The organism is Roseomonas sp. CAU 1739, assembly GCF_039839775.1.
Taxonomy (GTDB): Bacteria; Pseudomonadota; Alphaproteobacteria; order Acetobacterales; family Acetobacteraceae; genus Neoroseomonas.
The window spans coordinates 29,081-49,609 of record NZ_JBDOQQ010000013.1; the positions used below are offsets into that span (position 1 = coordinate 29,081).

Genomic DNA, 20,529 nt, shown 5'->3' on the forward strand with positions numbered 1-20,529 from the left:
TCGAGCATCGGGCAGACCGCGGTGGTGGCGGCGAAAGGCAGTTGGAATGGCACGGGGAATATCGGCTGCGGCCGCGGCGTTGTGCGGGGTCCTGCTGCTGCAGGGCTGCGCCACCAGGTCGGGTTTCGAAGCCCGGATGGGCCAGTATGTCGGTCGGTCGGAAGCCGACCTTGTCGCCGCGCTCGGCGTACCCGTCCGCAGCTTTCAGGTCGGCAACCGCAGCTTCGTCCAGTATGAGCGCCGATTGATCACGGCGGACCGGGGCCCTGGGTGGGGCTGGGGCGGCGGGGTCGACGTCCAGACCTGGGATTGCGCCACCACCTTCGAGATCGTGGACGGCCGGGTGGCAAGCTTCACCAGCCGCGGCAATGACTGCCTCGCCACCGCTCCCTGACGAAACTCGCGCGCCCTCGACGCCGGCGCCAATAGCCAGAAAAAGGAGTGGGGGGGTGGCGGGGGGCGTGTCCCCTCCCCCCCTGACCCTACGCCGCCCGCCGCACCAGCCGGTCCCGCATCGCCTTCCACGCCGCCACGAACCGCTCGGCCGCGTCATCCGGCGCGTTCCACGGCAGCGACACCCGGATGGCGCAGGCGGCATCGGCACCGAACCCCATCGCGGCCAACACATGCGATGCCCCGACCTTGCCCGACGAACACGCCGCCCCGGCGGATACGCGCATGCCTGCGAGGTCGATCGCGATGACCTGGGTTTCCGCCGGCACGCCCGGCAGCAGGATGGAGGTGGTGTTCGGCAGGCGGGGCGCGCCCTGTCCGGGGAAGCGGGCCTCGGGCGCGATGCCGGCGATGGCGGTCTCGATCGCGTCGCGCAGGGGCGCCAGACGTGCAGCGGCGGCTTGCGTCGCGGCCTGGGCGGCGGCTGCGAAACCGGCGATGGCGGGCAGCGGTTCGGTGCCGCCGCGGCGGCCGCGTTCCTGGCCACCGCCGGCGAACAGCGGCGCCGGGTCGAGGCCCGGCCGCAGCAGCAGCGCGCCGGCTCCCTTGGGGCCGCCGAGCTTGTGGGCGGACAGCGCCAGGCTGTCGGCGCCCTGTCCCAGACCCTGGCTATTCGCGCCCTGTCCCAGGGCGACGCGCCCGGCCGCCTGGACGGCATCGACATGCAGCAGCGCGCCGTGCCGGCGGCAGAGCGCCGCGGCCGCCGCGATCGGGTGCAGCACGCCGGTCTCGTTGTTGGCGGCCATCAGGCAGACCAGGGCGGGGCCGCCGGCCGCCAGCATGTTGTCGAGGGCCGCGAGGTCGATGGTGCCATCGGGGTGGACGGGCAGAAGCGTCGCCTGGGGCGCGGCGCGCAGCACGGCGGGGTGCTCGGTCGCCCCTGCCAGGATGCGCCGGCCGGCGGACAGGCCGTGGATGGCCAGGGCGTTGGCCTCGGTGCCGCCGGCGGTGAGGACGACATCCTGCGGACGGGCACCGAATCGTGCGGCGATGCTGGTGCGCGATGCTTCCAGCAGGCGCCGCGCGGCGCGCCCTTCGGCGTGGACCGAGGAGGGGTTGCCCGGCAGGTCGAGCGCCGCGAGCACCGCCGCGCGCGCCTCGGGGCGCAGCGGTTCGGTGGCGTTGGCGTCGAGGGCGAGGCCTGCGGTCATGGCGTGGCGGGGGCGGCCGCCTCGGGTCCGGCGGGCGGGCGGGCGCGGCCGGTGACGCGGCCTCCGACCACATCGGCGAGAGTCATGGCGCCGAGGAACAGCCTGATCTGGTCGCCGAGCTCGGCCCAGAGGTCATGTGTCAGGCAACGTGTACCACCGCCGAGGCAACCTGGTCCGCCTTCTTCACAGCGCGTGGCGATGATGGGTTCGTCGGCGGCCTCGACGATCTCGGCGATCGGGATGGCGGTGGCGGGGCGCGCCAGGCGGTAGCCGCCGCCGGGCCCGCGCGCCGAGGCGACCAGGCCGGCGCGGCGCAAGCGGCCGAACAGCTGTTCCAGATAGGCCACCGACAGTTGCTGGGCCGCGGCGATATCGTTGAGGGTAACGGGCCGGCCGCCGGCGCAACCCTCGGCGCGGCACTCGCGCGCGGCCATTTCGACAAGCGCCATGACGGCGTAGCGTCCGCGGGTGGACAAGCGCATGGCCTACTCCGCTCCCTCCGCAACCCTGGTCCGATGTTCACACATGGGCGCTCTGTGGTGATTCTGTTATGCGATCGCGACACCGTTCCCATATAGTGCGGGAGCCCTGGGACACGGGAACCTCCCCCGGGGCGATATGGAATGCTCCCAGACCGTTGATTTTTCAGGAACGCAGCGATGCGGGCCGGGGTGTGGATCGACGCTATGTTTTCCGACTGCCCTAGTCAACATTGACGGGCAGCCACTTGAGCAATCCATGACGCGGCGCCCCCCGGCGCCGTCGTTGCGGGGTTCCCCACACTGCGGCAGGTCGCCGCCAATCCCAGCCCAGGCTCCTAGGACGGAGCGGGCCAGGGTGGTTCGGCCTGCGGCAAAGCGCATTGGACTGAAGATGCCCGAGGTCATGTTCGCTGGGCCGGATGGTCGGCTCGAAGGACGATACCACCACTCGAAGCGCCCCAATGCCCCAGTTGCCTTGATCCTTCACCCGCACCCGCTGCATGGCGGGACCATGAACAATCGGGTGAGCTACTCGCTGTACCAGCGCTTCCAGGCGATGGGCTTCTCCGTGCTGCGCTTCAATTATCGCGGCGTGGGTCGCAGCCAGGGCCGGTATGATGGCGGCATCGGCGAAGTGTCGGATGCCTGCTCGGGGCTGGATTTCCTCCAGGCGGTGAACCCGAATGCGTCGATGCTGTGGGTCGCGGGGTATTCCTTCGGGTCCTATGTTGGCATGCAGGTGCTGATGCGGCGTCCGGAAATGGGCGGCTTCATCTCCATCAGCGCGCCGGCCAGCCACTACGATTTCGGCTTTCTCGCCCCCTGCCCCTGCAACGGGCTGATCTTCCACGGGGCGGATGATGAACTCGTGCCGGAACCGTCGGTGCGGAAGCTGGTGGACAAGCTGAACACCCAGAAGGGCATCACCATCGACTACCGCGTGATGCCGGGTGCCGGCCATGTCTACACGCCGGAGCAGACGGAAAAGGTCGTGGACGCGGCCGAGGACCACGTCATGGGCATCCTCAACCGCGGCCGCATGGCGCTCGCCGCGGACTGACGCGCGCCGCGAGGCTGATTTCGTGCGGGGCCGCCGGGTGACCGGCGGCCCTTCGCATGTCTGGCGTCGGCCATCCCGGTCAGGGGCGGCGCCGAAGGCGGGAACCTCGGGCGGAACGCTGCACCGAAAGCCGGGGCCGGCGCATTGATCTAGATCACATTGCGTTGAGTGCTGGAAGCGCGCGGCATGGCCCTCACCCGGCATGCACCCGCGCCAGGAAATCCCGCACCAGCGCACCGATCTCCGCGCCGCGCGTCTCGAGCGCGAAATGGCCGGCGTCGAGCAGGTGGATCTCGGCGTCGGGGATGTCGCGGCGGAAGGCCTCGGCACCGGCCGGCAGGAAGAAGGGGTCGTGGCGGCCCCAGACGGCCAGCAGCCTGGGGCGGTGGCTGCGCAGGTAGTCCTGGATCCGCGGGTAGAGCGCGACATTCGAGCGGTAGTCGAGGAACAGGTCGAGCTGGATCTCGGCGATGCCGGGCCGGTCGAGCAGCGCCTGGTCGAGCGTCCAGGCCTCCGGCGCCAGCAGTGCCTCGTCATGCGCACCATGGGTGTATTGCCAGCGCGTGGCCTCCAGGGCGAGGAAGCCGCGCAGCGCAGCGCGGTTGGCCTCGCTGGGGTCCCGCCAATAGGCCTGGATCGGGTTCCAACCCTCGCTCAGACCCTTCTCATAGGCATTGCCGTTCTGGGTGATGATGGCGGCGATGCGTTCGGGATGGCGCAGGGCCAGCCGGAAGCCGACCGGCGCGCCATAGTCGAAGACCATGATGGCGAAGCGGTCGAGGCCGAGCGTTTCGGTGAAGCGTTCGATCAGTCGCGCCAAGGCGTCGAAGCCATAGGCGAAGGCATCGCGCGCCGGCGCGGCGGAGAAGCCGAAACCCGGCAGGTCGGGTGCGACGACATGCCACCGATCGGCCAGGCGCGGGATCAGGTGGCGGTACATGTGCGAGGAGGTCGGGAAGCCGTGCAGCAGCAGCACGGTGGGGCGGGACGGGTCGCCGGCTTCGCGGTGGAAGATCTCGACGCCGTCGATCAGGGTGCGGCGATGGCGGATGGTCATGGCGGGTTCTCCTGGGAGGCCGGCGCGGTGCCGGGCCGTTGCCGCCAGTTGCGCCTGTCCTCACCGCGGCTGAAGGCGCGCCCGGCGCTCTGGTCCGTTGCGGTTCGCGCAACGATGGCGGGCGTAACCGGCGGCCGCGCCACGACGAACCCCTTTGCGGCGCCTGCCGCGCCGTGCATCGTTGGGCGGCAACGATACCTCCGTGGGGAAACGACCGAATGACCGCCACTCGTCGCGGCGTGCTTGCCGCCGCACTTGCCGCGCCCGCCATCGCCCACGCGCAGGGGACCGGCTGGCGGCCGGACCGGCAGATCACCATGATCGTCGCCTATGCGGCCGGCGGGGGCACCGACACCGCGGCACGCACCATCGCCCGCTTCATGGAGAAGGACCTCGGCCAGCCCGTGGTGGTGCTGAACCGGCCGGGCGCAGGCGGCGAGATCGGGTTCAGCGAATTGGCCCGCGCGCGGCCGGATGGCTACACCATCGGCTTCATCAACACGCCATCCATCGTGACAGTGCCGATCGAGCGGCGGGCACGGTTCAGCCTGGATGACTTCGCGCTGATCGCCAACATCGTGGACGATCCCGGCGGCATCTGGGTGCTGAACGACAGCCCGTTTCGCGATTTCCAGGGCATGCTGGCGGCGGCGCGGGCACGGCCCGGCACCATCGGCTACGGCACCACCGGGATCGGGTCGGACGACCATCTCGCGATGCTGGCCATCGAGCGCGCCAGCGGCACCTCCTTCCTGCACATCCCCTTCGCCGGGTCGGCCCAGGTGAAGCAGAACCTGCTGTCCCGCGCGATCCCGCTGGCCGTGATGAACATGGCCGAGGGCATGAACGAATGGCGCCAGGACGTGATGCGCCCGCTGGTGCAGATGGGTGCTACGCGCTGGGAACCGGCGGCCACGGTGCCGACGCTGAAGGAACTCGGCCTTGATATCGTGGAGGGGTCGATGCGCGGCATGGCCGCCCCGGCGGGGATGCCGCCGGAGGTGATGGCGCGGCTTGCGCTGTCCGTGCGGCGCACGGTGGATGATCGGGAATTCCAGGCGCTCGCCACCCAGCAGAGCCTGCCGCTGCGCTTCCTGGCACCGGATGAATACCGCGCCGAGCTGCTGGCGCTGCGCGACCGCTACCAGGCGCTGTGGAACGCTCATCCCTGGAAGGAATGAGGCCGGTGCGTGACTTCCGCGGCGTCTGGCCGATCCTCTATGCCTTCTTCGATGCCGACGAACGGCTGGACCGCGCCGCGATGCGCGCGCAGGTCGAGGCCTGCATCCGCGGCGGCGCGCATGGCATCGCGGTGCTGGGGCTGGTCACGGAGTTCCACAAGCTGACGCTGGTGGAACGGCGCATGGTGATCGACTGGGTGCTGGAGGATGTGGCCGGGCGCGTTCCAGTGGCGGTGACGGTGAACGAACCCGGCGTGGCCGCCGCGCTGGAAGTCGCCCGCGCGGCGGAAGCGGCGGGCGCGACTTGGCTGGTATTGCAGCCGCCCCAGATGGCCGGGCTGAACGAGGCGGCGCTGGTGCGCTTCATGGGCGCGCTGGCGGAGGGTGTCTCGATCCCCTGCGGACCGCAGAACAATCCTTCCATGATGGATGTGGCGCTGTCGGCCGCCACGCTGCGGGTGCTGAACCGGCAGCATCCGCATTTCCGCATGATGAAGGGCGAAGGCCCGATCCTGTACGTGCAGCGCCTGATCGAGGAGACCGAGGGCGCCTTCTCGATCTTCAACGGCCTGGCCGGGCTGGAACTGACCGACACGCACCGCATCGGCTGCGCGGGGATGATCCCGGCCCCCGACGTCTTCGACGTGCAGGTTCGCATCTGGAACCTGATGGAGGCCGGCGACGAGGAGGGCGCGGAGGCGCTGCACCGGTCGGTGCTGCCGCTCGCGACCTTCATGATGATGCCGCGCACGGCGGAGCATTTCGCGGCCTATGGCAAGCCGTTCTTCGCGAAGCGCGCAGGGATCGCGCCGCCGCATGGCCGCCGGCCCTGCGTGGAACCGCACCCGCTGGGGGCGGCGATCCTCGATCGTCTGGGGCGCGGCCTGCCGTCCCTTGCCGGATAGCGCAGCGGCGCCGGCGCCTCGCGTCCTGGTCAACCGCGCGCCTTGCGCCACTCACCGGGCGGCTGGTGTGCGGTCCGCCGGAAGGCGCGCACGAAGCCGGCCGGCGAGGCATAGCCGAGCGCAGCGCTGATCTTGGTCGCCGGCATGCGCGTCGCGGCGAGCAACTGGCACGCGGCGTCGTGGCGCGCCTGTTCGAGCACGGTGCGGAAGCTGGTGCCCTCGGCCTCGAGCCTGCGGTTCAGGGTCCGCGGGCCAAGGCCGAGCGCGCGCGCCACCAGCGCGAGTGACGCCTCGCCGGCCGTCACCTGCGCCGCAAGCGCACGCCGGGCCTGTTCGGCGACGGCGGGCTGGGACCGCGCCCAGTATTCGGTGACCTGCCGCTGCAGGATCCGCCGCAGCGCCGCATCGGCGGTGCGCACCGGCGCGGCCAGCACTTCGGGCGCCAGCACGAGGCAGGTCTGCTCGGCATCGAAGGACACGGGAATGCCGAGTGACAGGCGATGGGGCGCGAGATCGGCAGGCGGGCTGTGGCCGAACCGGGCTTCCTCGCCCTGCCGCCCGCAGAGCTGCGCGATCATCCTGATGCCGATGCCCATCGCCGCGTCCTGGATCGCGGCGAGGCCGCGCAGCGGCTGCGCCTGCACGGCATAGCCCCAGAGCCCGACACCACCCTGCACCGTGAGATAGGTGACCGCACCGTCGATGTAGCGCACCTGGTTGACGCAAAGATCCAGGATCGCCTCCCGCACGGTCGGCGCGGTTCCCATCAGCCGGCCGACCAGGCCGAGGCTATGCAGCCCGCCGCGCAGGCCAGTTAGGAGCCCGACATGCGGGCAATTGCTGGCGGCGACCGCCGTCTCAAGCAGAGCGCCGAGGACGGGGAAGGAGATCCGATTCTCGGGGTCACGGAGCAGGTCGGGCTGCACCCCCGCGGCGGCCAGCACGGGCTTCGGATCAACCCCGAGCGCCAGCAGCGTCGCAGGAAGTTCGGCCGCGACCCCCACCCTGTGCGTTCCTGCCCTGCTTTGCGGGCCCTCAAGATCACTCGCCATTAGGTCAGCAGTCCCCTTCACCGGACATGAAATGAATTTCACGCGAGCATGTCGCAAACTGGCAAGTCGAAATGTCGCGGCCGGTGCGCTTATGCGCGCGCATCGCAGCCCCCTCCGTTCGCTGGCGGTGCGCCGAGAGAGGGATACCTGAATGCGCTACACAAACGAATCCACGCTTCCCGAAAACATGCAGCCGCTGATCATCACGGCGGCTCCCTTCGGTCCGCAGTGGCTGCCGGGCGATGCCGACATCCCCGTGACCTGGGACGAGCAGGTGCAGGCGGCGGTGGATTGCTACAATGCGGGCGCAACCATGCTTCATGTGCATGTCCGCGACCCCGCCACGGGCCATGGCTCGTTGGATATCGACCAGTTCAACTACTTCATCGGCCGGCTGCGCCAGGCTGTGCCGAAGATGATCCTGCAGGTCGGCGGCTCGATCTCCTTCGCGCCGAAATCGGCGGACGCCCAGGCGAAGTGGCTCGACTACGACACTCGTCACATGCTGGCCGAGATCGACCCGAAGCCGGATTGCGTGACCATCGCGGTGGGGACGACGCAGTGGGACATCATGGCCTCGATGATCCCGGACGACATCAAGGGCACGCATCTGGAGAACAATCCGAAGGTGCAGGAGCAGTGGAAGGGCATGTGGGTGGATGCCGGGCCGAAATTCTACCTCGAGCACCTGAAGCGCCTGCGCGAACATCGCATCCAGCCCTATTTCGTGCCGGGCCATATTCACCAGATGGAGCTGATCGAGGGGCTGATCCGCGCCGGCGCCTATATGGGCCCGCTGAACATGGCGGTCGCCGCCTATGGCGGCGGCACGCTCGGGCGCAACCCGTACCATCTGATGCAATTCCTGCAGGATGTGCCGCAGGGTGCGTCGGTGACGTTCTGGTCCAGCATGCGCGGCAACATCCCGATCCAGGCGATGGCGCTGGTCCTCGGCCAGCATGTGCGTGTCGGCAATGAGGACAATCTGTGGGGGCCGGACAAGACTCGCCGCACGGCGGTCCAGCAGATCGAAGGCACGGTGCGCATGGCCCGTGAATTCGGCCGCAAGGTCGCAACCGCCGAGGAGGCGCGCGAGCAGATGAAGATTGGCGTCTGGTACGACAGCGTCGAGGAGACGCTGCACAATATCGGCCTGCCGCCGAACCGCCGCGACGGCGAGAAGGGCTTCGTCGTCTACGACACGGACGGCAAGAAGGGCCTGGGCAAGACGGCAGGCGACAGCCACCCGATGGCCTATTGCATGGTCGCGCCGCCCGTCGCCGCGACAGCCTAACTGACGCCATCCGCGTCCCCGCCGCCCTCCTGGCGGGGACGCGCCCCCCTTCATCAGGCAGGTCACGATGAGCTTTCCCTTCACGCACGCCGAAGTCTTCGGCGAGGATCCAGCGGCGTTGGCCGAATTCTACCGCGCGGTGCTCGGCTGGACCGTCACCCAGGCCGACGGCGTTGATTACTGGCGCATCGCCGCAGCCCCCGCCGGCGCACCAAGCGCCTTTGCCGGCGGCATCGCGCACCGGCCGGATTTCATGCCGTCAGGCTGGCTTCCTTACGCGCAGATCGAGGACATCGAGACCTGCGTCGCGGAAACGACGCGGCTCGGCGGCAAGATCGTGCGAGAGCCGACCCCGGTGCCGCGCACCGGCTGGTATGCGGTGATCGCCGATCCCGAGGGCAATCGCTTCGCCGTCTTCCAGCACGACCCCAAGGCAATGCCGCTGCCCGAGCCCGACTGAACGGCCCGCAGGAGAAACGTGCGATGACAACCGATCCGATGGCGGAGCACGGCCCCTGGTCGAGCGCCGCGCTCAGCCTGCTGCGCGAATGGGATCCGGACTGGGTGGCCGATTGCGAGCGCATGACGCGCGCCGCCTGGCAGGCCGGCGGGCTGACGCCGCGCGTCGCGTCCCTGGTCGCGCTGGCCGTCGCTTGCGCCAGCACCGCGCTCGATGGCGACGGCACGCGGCGGCACATCGCCGCCGCGCTCGCTTCCGGAGCAACGCGGGCCGAGGTGCTGACCGTGCTCAAGATGGCGGCGCTGCTGTCCATCCATACCTGCAGCGTCGGCGCGCCGATCCTGCTCGAGGAAGCCAAGGCGGCGGGGCTGCCCGAACCGGTTGCGCCCGTGCCCGCGCCAGCGACGCCGGCCTGCGAGGGGTTGCGCGCTGCGGGCCAGTGGAACAGCGCCTGGGATCCCTTCTATCAGCTCGATCCTGCCTGGACGGATGCCTTCATGGCGACCGGCGGTGGCATCTATCTCGGTGGCATCGAGCCGAAGCTGGCGGAACTGCTGAGCATCGCCTTCGATGCCTCGATCCGCCACCTCTACGCGCCTGGCATCAGGCGGCACATCCGCGCCGCACTCGGGCATGGCGCGACGGTCGCCGAAGTGATGGGCGTGCTGCAGATCTGCGTCGCGCAAGGCGTGCAGGCGCTGAATGCCGGCGTGCCGATCCTGGCAGAGGCGTTGGCGCACGGTACCGAGTCGGCACGACCGTGAGCGCCGCCTCCGAGGCTCGCAAGCCCGTTCGTCGCGCGGCGGCGAAAGCAGTCAGAGAGGCTGCGCCCGTAGCGGCGGCCGCCGTCCGTTCCGCGGCGCGCTATGCCGACGGCACGCCGTTCGACGACGTCACGTATCTCGAGGCGAAGCTGATCCTGAAGCCGGAGCCGTTCACCTCGGTCCAGCGCTTCCGGGACTTCGCCAGATATGTGCGCAGGGTCGCGCGCCGCACGGATGTCGGCTTCACCGAGGACAAGACGCTGAGCGAGCGGCCGGAGATCCGCGAGATCGTCTTCCTCGATACGCCCGACTTCGCCTTGTACAACAACGCCTTCATCCTGCGTCGGCGTATCGCCTATGAGGACGGCTTCCCGGTCGGCGATCCCGAGATCGTCTTCAAGTTCCGCCATCCCGACCGCGAGCGCGCGGCCGCGATCGACGTGCGGCCGCAGATCGCCGGCAGGTTCAGGATCAAGTTCAAGGCCGAGGCGCTGCCGTTGAAGGACGAGGTGGGCGGCTGCCGCATCCTGTTCTCGCACAACTGCCAGTTCGGGCTGAGCCAGGCCACGGATGACGACAGGACATCCCTCGCGACGCTGTCGCGGATGCTGCCGCCGCTGACCACGCTGAAGCGTCGCGGCGGAGAGCAGGTGCAGCTGGTGAATGAGGGCATCGTCGAGGAAGTCCTGCTGCATCTCGGCGTGCTGGATTTCGGCAAGGGCGTGACCGCGAAGTGCGACATCGCGCTGTGGCGGACGCGCGGCGAGCACAAGCCGCTGGTCGGTGAGTTCGCCTTCCAGCTCAAATTCCCGCGCAGCGACGATTTCCGCGACAAGCCGAGGCAGCGCTGCGCGCAGTTCTACACCGCCCTTCAGCATGAGGTGGCGGATTGGCTGGCGCTCGGCGTGACCAAGACGGCGATGGTCTATCGCCTCAAGGGCAACCCGCCGAAGAGCCACGAGTGACCACGATGCCGGTATCCGACAATGCGTCGTCCGAGGGCGGGAAAGACGCCATCGGCGTCGCGCAGCTTTTCCTGGCCTTCCTGGCCATCGGCGCCACGAGCTTCGGCAGCACGATCCCCTATCTGCGCGCCAGCCTGGTCGAGCGCCGGGGGTGGCTGGCCGACAAGGAATTCGTCGAGCTGCTCTCGATCAGCCAGGCGCTGCCGGGGCTGAACGCGACGAACATGGCGATCCTGGTCGGCCAGAAATTCGCCGGCGCGCCTGGCGCCATCGCCGCAATCCTGGGCGTCTGCCTTCCCGGCGCACTGCTCATGCTCGCGGTCGGCATCGTCTATCGCTCGCATGGCGACCATGCCTGGGCGAGCGCCGCGCTTAAGGGGGTGTCGGCGGCGTCCGTCGGCCTGACCCTCAGCACCGTCCTCGGGCTCAGCCGGCGGTCCCTGGCCGGGCGCTTCGACTGGATCTTCATCGTGCTCACGGTGATCGCGGTGAACCGACTGCACCTGCCCGTGCTGGCCGCGCTGCTGGGTGTCGGGTTGCCGGCCGTCTTCTGGCATCGGCCCGACGCGGACGCCCGGCGGGAAGCGCGCCGATGACCGATCTCGCGACGCTGTTCCTCGTCTTCGCCTATCTGTCGCTGCTGACGGTCGGCGGTGGCATGGCGGCCTTCCCGGCCATGCATGTGCTGGCGGTGGACGTCCATCACTGGCTGACCTTTCCGCAGCTCGTGCATCTCTATGCCGTCGGGCAGCTCGCGCCCGGCCCAAACATGATGATGGTGGTGCCGATCGGCGATTGGGTCGGCGGCCTGCCCGGGGCGCTGGTCGTGCTGTTCGGCTTCTTCGGGCCGACCGCCCTGCTAACCTTCATGGTGGGGCGGGGGTGGCACCGGCTGGAAGCCTGGCCCTGGCGCCCTGCCATCGAGAACGGCCTGGCCCCGGTCTCGATCGGGCTGCTGCTCGCGGGGTGCTTCACCATGGCGAAGGGTGCGATCATCGACCTCGACACCGCCGCCATCGCGGTCGCGGTGCTGCTTGTCCTGCAACGCTACAAGATCAACCCGGCACTGCTCGTGATCGGCAGCGCGGTGCTTGGATTGCTTTCCTTCGAATGATTGTTGCAAGTGGGGCGCGAATCCACCCTGATGGAATTGGAAGGAATGATCGACGCATGAGCGATCCGACGACGCAGCAAGGCGAAGAGGCGCCGACGGGTTCCAGCCGGCACGAACGGCTGGAGAAGGTGAAGCATGTGGCGATGGAGGAATTCCGCAGCTACGTCGTCGCCACCGTCTATATCTGGGTGCTGCTGGGCATGTTCACCCTGCATGAGGAGATTGCGCTGCGGACGCATGGTGGCGTCACGCAGGCGCTGCCCTTCGCGCCGCATGGCATCGCGCTGATCAATGCGCTGGTGCTCGGCAAGGTGGCGCTGGTGGTGGAGAGCCTCAGGCTCGGGTCGCGCATCAAGGCCCAGCCGCTGATCTACCCGATCGTCATCGAGGCCTTCCTGCTGGCCGCTCTGTTCATCGCCATGCATGTGCTGGAGAGCGTCATCGCCGGATGGGTGCGTGGCGAGGCGCTGGCGGCCAGCGTGCCGGCGGTGGGCGGCGGCGGCCTGGCCGGTCTCGTGTTCTCGACGGTGAGCTTCTTCGTGGCGATGGTGCCGTTCTGCGCCTTCCGCCAGATCACCATCGCCATCGGCTGGCCGCGGATGCGTGCGCTGCTGCTCGGCCCGCCGCCGGGCGGGGCGGCCTGACGGCGCGGGCCCTCAGCCCTTCAGCGCCAACAGGTCGGCGATGTTGGCCGGGGTGATCAGCCCGACCAGCCGCCCGCCCTCCTCCACCGCGATGGCCGGCGCATCCCGCAGCCCGCGCATCGTGGCTTCGAGCGGCGCGCGGCGTGCGACGCGCGGGATGTCGCGCATGGCATCCGCGACCGGCGTTGCCGGCCCGCCCGCGCGCAGGGCGTGGATGATGGCATCGCGCGTCAGCAGCCCCATCAGCCGCCCCTGCCCGTCCACCACGGGGAAATCCTGCTGGGGGGTGCGCAGCAGCGCCTCGGCGGCGGCGGCGACATCGGCCTCGGTCGGCAGGGCCTCGAAGCGTGTCTCCATCGCATCCTCGGCGGCAAGGCCGCGCGTCGCGGTGCGCAGGGATTCCTCGGCACTTTCCCCCGCCGCGCCCAGCCAGACGAACAGGGCGATGAAGATCAGCAGCGGCGCGCCGAACAGCCCCAGGAAGCCGAGCAGGATCGCCACCCCCTGCCCGACCTGCGCGGCAAGCCGCGTCGCCGCCGCATGGGGCATGCGTAGCGCGAGTGCCGCGCGCAGCACCCGCCCGCCATCCATCGGGAAGGCCGGGATCAGGTTGAACAGCACCAGGAAGGCGTTGACCCAGAACAGCCGCGGCAGGAAGCCGGCGCGCGGGTCCTCGACCGTCAGGCCTTCGGTGGCGGACGGGATGCCCCCCAGAACCGCCGCCAGCACCAGGCAGATCGCGACATTCACCGCCGGGCCGGCGAGCGCGATGGCAATCTCCCGCCACGGTTCCTCGGGGATGTGGTCGAGCCGCGCCATGCCGCCGATCGGCAGCAACGTGATGTCCGGCGTGGCGATGCCATAGCGCGCGGCGGCGGCGGCGTGGCCGAGCTCGTGCAGCACGACGCAGGCGAAGACCAGGCTGATGAAGGCGATGCCCGCCACCGCGTCGCCGATGCCGCCGCGCGCCGCATGCGTCGCGCCGATCCAGGCGAGCAGGAGGAAGAAGGTGACATGGACGCGGATGACCGTGCCGCGCACAGTGCCGATGGGGAAGGACCAGGCCATGGGTTGCTCCTGCCGCGCGGTCAGGTGCGCGGGTCGTCGGGGGTCATCCTGACATGTGGCATGGCGAGCGTCCTGCCGATCGGCAGGCCCCGTACGCAAGCCCTACAGCAGCGACCCCACGATCCGCCCGCCCGTCAGCGGCCGCGGCGCCCCCGTCGTACCGGGGAAGGTGATCGGCAATTTGCGCGACACCCGCGCGGCCAGCAGCCCGAAGGCCTGCGCTTCCAGCGCATCGCCATCCCACCCCGCGACCTCCACCGGCCGCACCGGTTCTTCCAGCGCGCCCGCCAGCGCCTTCATGATCGCCGGGTTGCGCCGCCCGCCGCCGGCGACCAGCCATTGCAGCGGCGGTTCCGGGAACAGCCGCGCCGCCGCCGCGACGCACACCGCGCAGAACGCACACAGCGTCGCCGCGCCATCGGCGGCCGACAGTTCCGCCGCCCCCGCTTCCTTCAGCGCCCGGTCGAAATCCAGCCGATCCAGCGATTTCGGCGGCGGCGCCGTCAGGTAAGGATGCGCCATCAGCCGCCCCAGCACCGCCCCATCCGCCTGCCCGGCCAACGCCAGTTTCCCCGCCGCGTCGTAATCCTTGCCGGTGTGCTGGCGCGCCCAATCGTCCAGCGGACCGTTGGCCGGGCCGGTGTCGAAGGCCAGCATCTCGCCATCCGGACCGAGCCAGGTGACATTGCCGACCCCGCCCAGGTTCAGGATCGCCAGCGGCTTCGGCAGTGGCGCGGACAATGCGCGGTGGAAGACGGGCACCAGCGGCGCCCCCTGCCCGCCCGCCGCGACGTCAGCCGACCGGAAATCATAGGCGACGGTCATCCCGGTGCGCCGCGCCAGCGACACCGGATCGCCCACCTGCCAGGTGAAGGGCGTGAAATTGCGCCCCGCCACCGGCGGCCGGTGCAGGATGGTCTGGCCGTGGAAGCCGATCAGGTCGGCCTCCAGCCCCAGCGCCTCGACCGCCTCGGCATGGCGGTCGGTCAGGCGCTTCACGACGTCCAGCAGTTCCGGATCGTCGTCCCGCAGTGACTCCGCGCGGTCGAGCAGCCCCCGCAGAGCGCGGCGCAGCTTGGGGTCGTAGGGCAGGGTCAGGCGCGGGCCGAGACGGGCGATCGTCTCCCCGTCCGTCTCCAGATAGGCAGCGTCCACCCCGTCCAGCGAGGTCCCGCTCATCAGCCCGATGGTTCTCAGCATGCGGCTGACGTGCTAGCCCCCCAGCCCTTCCGGCGGAAGTCCCGGCGTGAACAGGATATGACAATGAGCGGCCCGAACAGCGATTTCCTGCGCATTGCCAAGGAGCGCGGCTACATCCACCAGACCTCGGACGAGGCGGAGCTGGATGCCGCCCTGCTGAAGGGCGGGCTTGTCGCCTATATCGGCTATGACTGCACGGCCGACAGCCTGCATGTCGGGCATCTGATGCCGACCATGCTGCTGCGCTTGCTGCAGAAGACCGGCGGGCGGCCCATCGCGCTGATCGGCGGCGGCACCACCAAGGTCGGCGATCCCTCCGGCAAGGATGAGGCGCGCCAGCTGCTGACCGAGGAAATCATCGAGGCGAACAAGGTCGGCATCCGCCGCACCTTCAATGCGCTGCTCGACTTCAACGGCGGGGCGCTGATGCTCGACAACGCCGCCTGGCTGGATGAGCTGCGCTACATCCCCTTCCTGCGCGATGTCGGGCGGCATTTCAGCGTGAACCGCATGCTGACCATGGACAGCGTGAAGCTGCGGCTGGAACGCGAGCATTCGCTCTCCTTCCTCGAATTCAACTACATGCTGCTGCAATCCTACGACTTCCTGGAACTGAATCGCCGCCACGGAGCGGTGCTGCAGATGGGCGGGTCGGACCAATGGGGCAACATCGTCATGGGTGCGGAGCTGATCCGCCGCATGGAAGGTGGCCACGCCCATGTGCTGACCACGCCGCTGCTGACCACCGCATCCGGCGCCAAGATGGGCAAGACGGCCGCCGGCGCGGTGTGGCTGAACCCGGATCGGCTGAGCCCGTATGACTATTGGCAGTTCTGGCGCAACACCGAGGATGCGGATGTCGGCCGCTTCCTGGCGCTGTTCACCGAACTGCCGATGGATGAGGTGCGGCGCCTGGGCGCGCTGGCCGGCGCCGAGGTGAACGAGGCGAAGAAGATCCTCGCGACCGAGGCGACCGCCCTGCTGCACGGACGCGAGGCGGCGGAGGCCGCCGCCGAGACCGCGCGGCGTGCCTTCGAGGAAGGCGCGGCGGCCGAGACGCTGCCGTCCATCACCGCGGCACTGCCGGCGGCCTTCATCGACCTGGCGGTGCAGGCGGGGCTTGCCGCGTCCAAGGGCGAGGCGCGCCGGCTGATCGCGCAGAACGGGCTCCGGCTGAACGATGCGGCGGTGACGGATGCGACGCTGACGGTGACACCCGCGGACCTGCGCAACGGGGCCGCGAAACTGTCGGCCGGGCGCAAGCGGCATGTGCTGGTGCGCACCGCGGATGCCTGATCGGTCAGCCAGATGGGTCAGGGCTCGCCCGGCACGCCATTGAAGGGCATCAGCGGACCGTCATCCTCCGTCTGCTTGATGTAATGCGGCTCGTTTCGCAGGGTCGCCATCAGGTTGCCTGCCGCCTGCCCTGGCACCTTGTAGCCGCCGGCGAGAATGCCGGCCGCCATCGAGGCCGCTTGCCGGCGCATGAAGGCGCCTTCGGCACTCGGGCCGCCGATCGGCGGAAGGCCCTTCGCACCGCGGAACACCGCCTCGGCGACATAGGCGATGGCCTCGGACCGCTCGCGCGGCACGCTGCCAATGGCCTGGAGGTCCATATGCGCGTGCGTGGCTTCGTGCAGCAGCAGAGAGGCCGGGTCGTCCTTGCTGACGTCGAAGCCCGGCGGCAGCCGGAACTCGTTGTAGCGAAGGTCGTAGGAGGCGCCCGCACCCTCGTTCAGCGCGGTGTCGATGCGCACGCCGATGCGCCCCTTCTTCACCGCCTCCGCGATGTCCGTCTTGTAGGCGGAGGGATAAACCTGGAAGCCGTCGAACTCGAAGTTCACCTTATCGATCGCGGTGTCGCTCTGGAGGAAACCGACGACATCGTCCTTGATGGCCATGGGGTTGTCTCCGATGCGCGGTGCGGGATGGCTCGGCGCAAGCGAAACATGCGCCTTTCATCACGGAAGCGCAGCGAAATACATCACGGCACCGTGAGGTTCCCAGCGGAAGAGATGGACAGCCGGCAGTCGCGGCGCGGAGCACCACTCCCAAAACCAAACGCGACGCCAGGAAGCGTGCCCCATGCCGGCTCACGCCCCGCATCGCCTTGGCGCATGCCGCAACGCCCTGCGTTCGGTCGTCTCGCCGAAGGCACGTCGTTGGGTCGTCGCTCGCGCTTGCCGCCGCGCTACACCCCCGTGAAGGGCAGGATCATGTGCCGTGCCCTCTCGCTTTGGACCCGATCCGCCGGATCGAGCACCACGCGCCCCGCGGGATCCCGCCCGGCGAGGACCTCCGCCAGGTCCGCCCGCGCCTTGTCGTCGTTGCGGTAGTACTGGTGCTCGACGATGTCCCATTCGGTGCCGCCGACCTCAAACAGCTGCGGCTTGGATGCCGGCGCGTGCAGCCCCAGGAAGTAGTCCACCACCGTCACGCCCGGCGGCAGCAGCGACAGTTGCGCCGGGCCGAAATGGCCGAGCCGGCGGGACCCGTCATTGGCGATGCGGCTGGCGATGGCGAGCGTGCTGTCGCGGCTGGTCACGACCGTCACGCCGCTCGCCAGCAGCGCGATCTCGCTGAGCGGCTCCTGCGGTTCCAGCGAATTGTGCGGCACGTCGGAGGCGACCAGCACGGCGTGATCGAAGGTGCCCGCCATGGGCGCCGTCAGCAGGCCATTGCGCATCACCGCAAGGCCGGCAGCCAGCGCAAGGTTGCCCATGCTGTGCGCCAGCAGGACCATGCGCGGCAGGCGGCGGCGTTTCTTCGCCCGCAGCCGGGCGCGGTTGATCTCCCGCAGCAAACGCGACAGCGCGCCGCCGGCGGCGATCGCATCCGTCTGGTCGGAGCGGTATTGGGAGATTGCCGCACCGACCAGCGCGGCGAGTTTCTGCGGGTCGATCACCAGCCCGTCCGACGGCCATGAGAAGGCGAAGGGCGCGAGCGGGACCTGCCCGCTGTAGAATTCGGTAATCTGCGCGGCGCGTTCGATGGCCGAGCCGAAGCTGTTGGCGAAGCCATGCACGAAGAACAGCGCGACCGCACCGCGATCCACCGCGTTGTCGAGCCAGGCGTCCAGCAGCTTGGCGGCGGAGCCTGCATCCGGGTCGGCGAAATCGTCGTCGCCAGGGATCTCGGGGTGCGCCAGCAGGCGGCGGCGGGCTTCGGTCTGGGCGGGGTCGCCGATCATCTCGACGGCGGCCTTGCCGAGCCAGAGCCTGCGATTGTCCGGCACCTCGCCGCTGATGGCGTCGAAGGCGTCCGAATTACGCCGCCGGTTGGTGGCGTAGAAGACGACGAGGGATTTCGGATCGGCTGCCGCGCGAGGGGGCATGGCTTCGTTCCTCCGTTGGAAGGAAACCTGCACCCGCGCGGCCGCGCCAGGCAAGCCAATGTCGAGGCTCGCCTGTGACGCGGTTCACAAGGCCGATGCGCAGCGGCCGCGACGGGCTACTCGAACCGGTTCGCCTTCGGGAAGCCGTTGGGCGGCTGCTTGCCGGCGCCGGCACGGTTGCCGGCCCAGGGCCGCAGGTCGGTCTCCGTGCGGGTCCGGCCGCCCAGCGTCCAGGTCAGGCCATCGGCGCGGCGGAACACCTTGGCGTCCGACAAGCCGCCGTCGCGATAGGCCTGGAGCTGCACGCCGCGACCGCGCGTCATCTCCGGCACCTGATCGAGCGGGAAGACCAGCAGCTTGCGGTTGTCGCCGATCACCGCGACGGCGTCGCCATCGACCGGGGCGCAGACCGATGCCTCGACCGGCGGATCGACGTTGAGCACCTGCTTGCCGGTGCGCTTTTCGGCCAGCAGGTCCTCCCCCTTCACGACGAAGCCCTTGCCGTCGGAGGCGGCGAGCAGGAAGCGCTTGCCGTCCTCATGCACGAACATCGTCACCACCGCGTCCTCATTGGTGAGGTCGACGATCAGGCGCACCGGCTGGCCGTCGCCGCGGCCGCGGGGAAGGGTGTCGGCCTTCAGGGTGTAGGCTTTTCCGTTGGTGGCGAAGATGACGATGCGGTCGGTCGTCTCCGCATGCATCGCGGCGAGCAGCCCATCGCCTTCCTTGAAGCGGATTTCGCCATCCAGCGGAATGTGCCCCTTCTGGGCACGGATCCAGCCCTTCTCGGACAGGATGACGGTGATGGGCTCGCGCTCGACGAAGGCGGTCTCATCTACCAGCACAGCGGGCAGGATGCGGCCTGTTTCGGTACGGCGCTTGCCGAGCGGGCCGTCGCCGAACTTCGCCCGCGTCGCGGCGATCTCCTCGCCGATCGCGTCCCAGCGCTTCTTCTCGGAGCCCAGCAGGCCCTGCAGGCGCTTCTGCTCGGCCGTCAGCTTCTTGTGCTCCTTGCGGATCTCCATTTCCTCGAGCTTGCGCAGGGCGCGCAGGCGCATGTTGAGGATCGATTCCGCCTGGAGGTCCGTCAGTTCGAAGCGCTTCATCAGGGCAGGCTTGGGCTCGTCCTGCTCGCGGATGATGCGGATCACCTCATCGAGGTTGAGATAGGCGATCAGGTAGCCGTCGAGGATTTCGAGCCGGCGCGCGATGGCGGCCAGGCGATGTTCGGTACGACGGACCAGCACGACATGGCGGTGGTCGAGCCAGGAGCGCAGCACCTCCCGCAGGCCCATCACGCGCGGGGTGCGGTTGGCATCGAGCACGTTCATGTTGAGCGGGAAGCGGGATTCCAGCGCGGTGGCGCGGAACAGCGTCTCCATCAGCACGGCGGGTTCGACGGCGCGGGTCTTGGGTTCCAGCACCAGGCGGACGACGTCGGTGCTTTCGTCGCGGACATCGCCGAGCAGCGGGAGCTTCTTTTCTTCCAGAAGCTGGGCGATCTGCTCGATCAGCTTGGCCTTCTGGACCTGGTAGGGGATCTCGGTGACGACGATCTGCCAGGTGCCGTTCTTCAGCGCCTCGCGTTCCCAGCGCGCGCGGACGCGGAAGCCGCCGCGGCCGGTTTCGTAGGCGTCGCGGATCGCGGCTTCCGGTTCGACGAGGACGCCGCCGGTGGGGAAGTCCGGGCCCTTGATGTGCGCCAGCAGATCGGCGTCCGGGTTGGCGATCAGTGCCAGCGCGGCGTCACAGAGTTCCCCCGCATTGTGCGGCGGGATGGAGGTCGCCATGCCCACCGCGATGCCCGCCGCGCCATTCGCCAGCAGGTTCGGGAAGGCAGCCGGCAGGACGATCGGCTCGCGTTCCTCGCCGTCATAGGTGGCGCGGAAATCGACGCTGTCTTCCTCGATGCCTTCGAGCATCGCCTTGGCAACCTCGGTCATGCGCGCTTCGGTGTAGCGCATGGCCGCGGCGTTATCGCCGTCGATATTGCCGAAATTGCCCTGGCCTTCGACCAGCGGGTAGCGCGCGGCGAATTCCTGGGCGAGGCGGACCATCGCCTCGTAGATCGAGCTGTCACCGTGCGGGTGATACTTGCCCATCACGTCGCCGACGATGCGGGCGCACTTTTTGAAACCAGTCGCCGGGTCCAGGCGCAGCTGGTGCATCGCCCAGAGCAGGCGGCGATGGACGGGCTTCAGCCCATCCCGCACATCCGGCAGCGACCGCGCGGTGATGGTGGACAGCGCATAGGCGAGGTAGCGCTCGGACAGGGCGTCGGCGAGCTTCGTTTCGCGGGTGTGACCGCCCTCGGGCAGGTCCTTGATGTCGTCGGGCATGGGGCT

The 20,529-nt window shown here is 69.4% G+C and carries 21 protein-coding genes; 12 read left to right on the forward strand and 9 right to left on the reverse strand.

From position 1 onward, the window contains the following. The first annotated feature begins 46 nt into the window (after positions 1–46). Positions 47–394, forward strand: coding sequence for a hypothetical protein (locus AAFN86_RS19655; RefSeq protein WP_347545248.1), 348 nt, complete (start codon positions 47–49; stop codon positions 392–394). Between the two features lie 88 nt (positions 395–482). On the opposite strand, the gene AAFN86_RS19660 is transcribed toward AAFN86_RS19655, so the two are convergent. Next, positions 483–1,604: an aminotransferase class V-fold PLP-dependent enzyme gene (locus tag AAFN86_RS19660; RefSeq protein WP_347545249.1), complete on the reverse strand. Its 1,122-nt coding sequence runs from the start codon at positions 1,602–1,604 to the stop codon at positions 483–485. After that, a complete protein-coding gene (locus tag AAFN86_RS19665) occupies positions 1,601–2,086 on the reverse strand; it encodes an Rrf2 family transcriptional regulator (protein ID WP_347545250.1) in 486 nt (161 codons plus the stop codon). Before AAFN86_RS19665 ends, AAFN86_RS19660 begins: the two co-directional genes overlap by 4 nt. A 256-nt stretch (positions 2,087–2,342) precedes the next feature. Between AAFN86_RS19665 and AAFN86_RS19670 the strand changes: the two genes are divergently transcribed. After that, positions 2,343–3,146, forward strand: coding sequence for an alpha/beta hydrolase (locus tag AAFN86_RS19670; protein ID WP_347545251.1), 804 nt, complete (start codon positions 2,343–2,345; stop codon positions 3,144–3,146). Between the two features lie 193 nt (positions 3,147–3,339). On the opposite strand, the gene AAFN86_RS19675 is transcribed toward AAFN86_RS19670, so the two are convergent. Continuing rightward, positions 3,340–4,203 carry an alpha/beta hydrolase gene (locus AAFN86_RS19675; RefSeq protein WP_347545252.1) on the reverse strand — a complete coding sequence of 288 codons (864 nt, stop codon included), beginning with the start codon at positions 4,201–4,203 and terminating at the stop codon, positions 3,340–3,342. 218 nt (positions 4,204–4,421) lie between these two features. On the opposite strand from AAFN86_RS19675, the gene AAFN86_RS19680 reads away from it, so the two are divergent. Beyond that, positions 4,422–5,384 (forward strand): tripartite tricarboxylate transporter substrate binding protein, encoded by a 963-nt coding sequence (locus AAFN86_RS19680; protein WP_347545253.1) that lies wholly within the window; start codon positions 4,422–4,424, stop codon positions 5,382–5,384. A gap of 5 nt (positions 5,385–5,389) precedes the next feature. After that, entirely contained in the window at positions 5,390–6,289 is a 900-nt protein-coding gene (locus tag AAFN86_RS19685) for a dihydrodipicolinate synthase family protein (RefSeq protein ID WP_347545254.1), read from the forward strand. Positions 6,290–6,318: 29 nt separating this feature from the next. Here the strand turns inward: AAFN86_RS19685 and AAFN86_RS19690 are convergent, their stop codons facing one another. After that, positions 6,319–7,293 carry an AraC family transcriptional regulator ligand-binding domain-containing protein gene (locus AAFN86_RS19690; protein WP_347545255.1) on the reverse strand — a complete coding sequence of 325 codons (975 nt, stop codon included), beginning with the start codon at positions 7,291–7,293 and terminating at the stop codon, positions 6,319–6,321. Between the two features lie 199 nt (positions 7,294–7,492). Here AAFN86_RS19690 and AAFN86_RS19695 point away from each other — a divergent pair, with 199 nt between their 5' ends. From AAFN86_RS19695 to AAFN86_RS19725, 7 genes are all read left to right on the forward strand, one after another. Further along, positions 7,493–8,635 carry a 3-keto-5-aminohexanoate cleavage protein gene (locus tag AAFN86_RS19695; RefSeq protein ID WP_347545256.1) on the forward strand — a complete coding sequence of 381 codons (1,143 nt, stop codon included), beginning with the start codon at positions 7,493–7,495 and terminating at the stop codon, positions 8,633–8,635. Positions 8,636–8,702: 67 nt separating this feature from the next. After that, positions 8,703–9,095, forward strand: a complete 393-nt coding sequence (locus AAFN86_RS19700; RefSeq protein WP_347545257.1) for a VOC family protein — start codon at positions 8,703–8,705, stop codon at positions 9,093–9,095. A gap of 23 nt (positions 9,096–9,118) precedes the next feature. Further along, a complete protein-coding gene (locus AAFN86_RS19705) occupies positions 9,119–9,859 on the forward strand; it encodes a carboxymuconolactone decarboxylase family protein (RefSeq protein WP_347545258.1) in 741 nt (246 codons plus the stop codon). Further along, complete coding sequence (locus tag AAFN86_RS19710) at positions 9,856–10,824, forward strand: hypothetical protein (RefSeq protein WP_347545259.1); 969 nt, start codon at positions 9,856–9,858, stop codon at positions 10,822–10,824. Before AAFN86_RS19705 ends, AAFN86_RS19710 begins: the two co-directional genes overlap by 4 nt. 5 nt (positions 10,825–10,829) lie before the next feature. Beyond that, positions 10,830–11,420: a chromate transporter gene (locus AAFN86_RS19715; RefSeq protein ID WP_347545404.1), complete on the forward strand. Its 591-nt coding sequence runs from the start codon at positions 10,830–10,832 to the stop codon at positions 11,418–11,420. Further along, positions 11,417–11,938, forward strand: a complete 522-nt coding sequence (locus AAFN86_RS19720; RefSeq protein WP_347545260.1) for a chromate transporter — start codon at positions 11,417–11,419, stop codon at positions 11,936–11,938. Before AAFN86_RS19715 ends, AAFN86_RS19720 begins: the two co-directional genes overlap by 4 nt. A gap of 56 nt (positions 11,939–11,994) precedes the next feature. Then, complete coding sequence (locus AAFN86_RS19725) at positions 11,995–12,582, forward strand: hypothetical protein (protein WP_347545261.1); 588 nt, start codon at positions 11,995–11,997, stop codon at positions 12,580–12,582. A 12-nt stretch (positions 12,583–12,594) separates the two neighbouring features. Here the strand turns inward: AAFN86_RS19725 and AAFN86_RS19730 are convergent, their stop codons facing one another. Together AAFN86_RS19730 and AAFN86_RS19735 are read right to left on the reverse strand one after the other, a co-directional pair. Next, positions 12,595–13,650, reverse strand: coding sequence for a site-2 protease family protein (locus AAFN86_RS19730; RefSeq protein WP_347545262.1), 1,056 nt, complete (start codon positions 13,648–13,650; stop codon positions 12,595–12,597). A 102-nt stretch (positions 13,651–13,752) separates the two neighbouring features. Next, entirely contained in the window at positions 13,753–14,847 is a 1,095-nt protein-coding gene (locus tag AAFN86_RS19735; protein WP_347545405.1) for an anhydro-N-acetylmuramic acid kinase, read from the reverse strand. Positions 14,848–14,913: 66 nt separating this feature from the next. On the opposite strand from AAFN86_RS19735, the gene tyrS reads away from it, so the two are divergent. Next, on the forward strand, positions 14,914–16,146 hold the full coding sequence (gene tyrS, locus AAFN86_RS19740; protein ID WP_408906615.1) for a tyrosine--tRNA ligase: 1,233 nt from the start codon (positions 14,914–14,916) through the stop codon (positions 16,144–16,146). Positions 16,147–16,163: 17 nt separating this feature from the next. Here tyrS and AAFN86_RS19745 read toward each other — a convergent pair whose 3' ends face one another. The 3 genes from AAFN86_RS19745 to parC all read right to left on the reverse strand — a co-directional run bounded on the left by AAFN86_RS19745 (position 16,164) and on the right by parC (position 20,523). Beyond that, positions 16,164–16,751 carry a hypothetical protein gene (locus tag AAFN86_RS19745; RefSeq protein WP_347545264.1) on the reverse strand — a complete coding sequence of 196 codons (588 nt, stop codon included), beginning with the start codon at positions 16,749–16,751 and terminating at the stop codon, positions 16,164–16,166. A 290-nt stretch (positions 16,752–17,041) separates the two neighbouring features. Continuing rightward, positions 17,042–18,184 (reverse strand): alpha/beta hydrolase, encoded by a 1,143-nt coding sequence (locus AAFN86_RS19750; RefSeq protein ID WP_347545265.1) that lies wholly within the window; start codon positions 18,182–18,184, stop codon positions 17,042–17,044. Between the two features lie 116 nt (positions 18,185–18,300). Continuing rightward, the gene (parC, locus tag AAFN86_RS19755; protein WP_347545266.1) at positions 18,301–20,523 is read right to left on the reverse strand and encodes a DNA topoisomerase IV subunit A; all 2,223 of its coding nucleotides are present in this window, start codon (positions 20,521–20,523) and stop codon (positions 18,301–18,303) included. Positions 20,524–20,529: the final 6 nt, after the last annotated feature.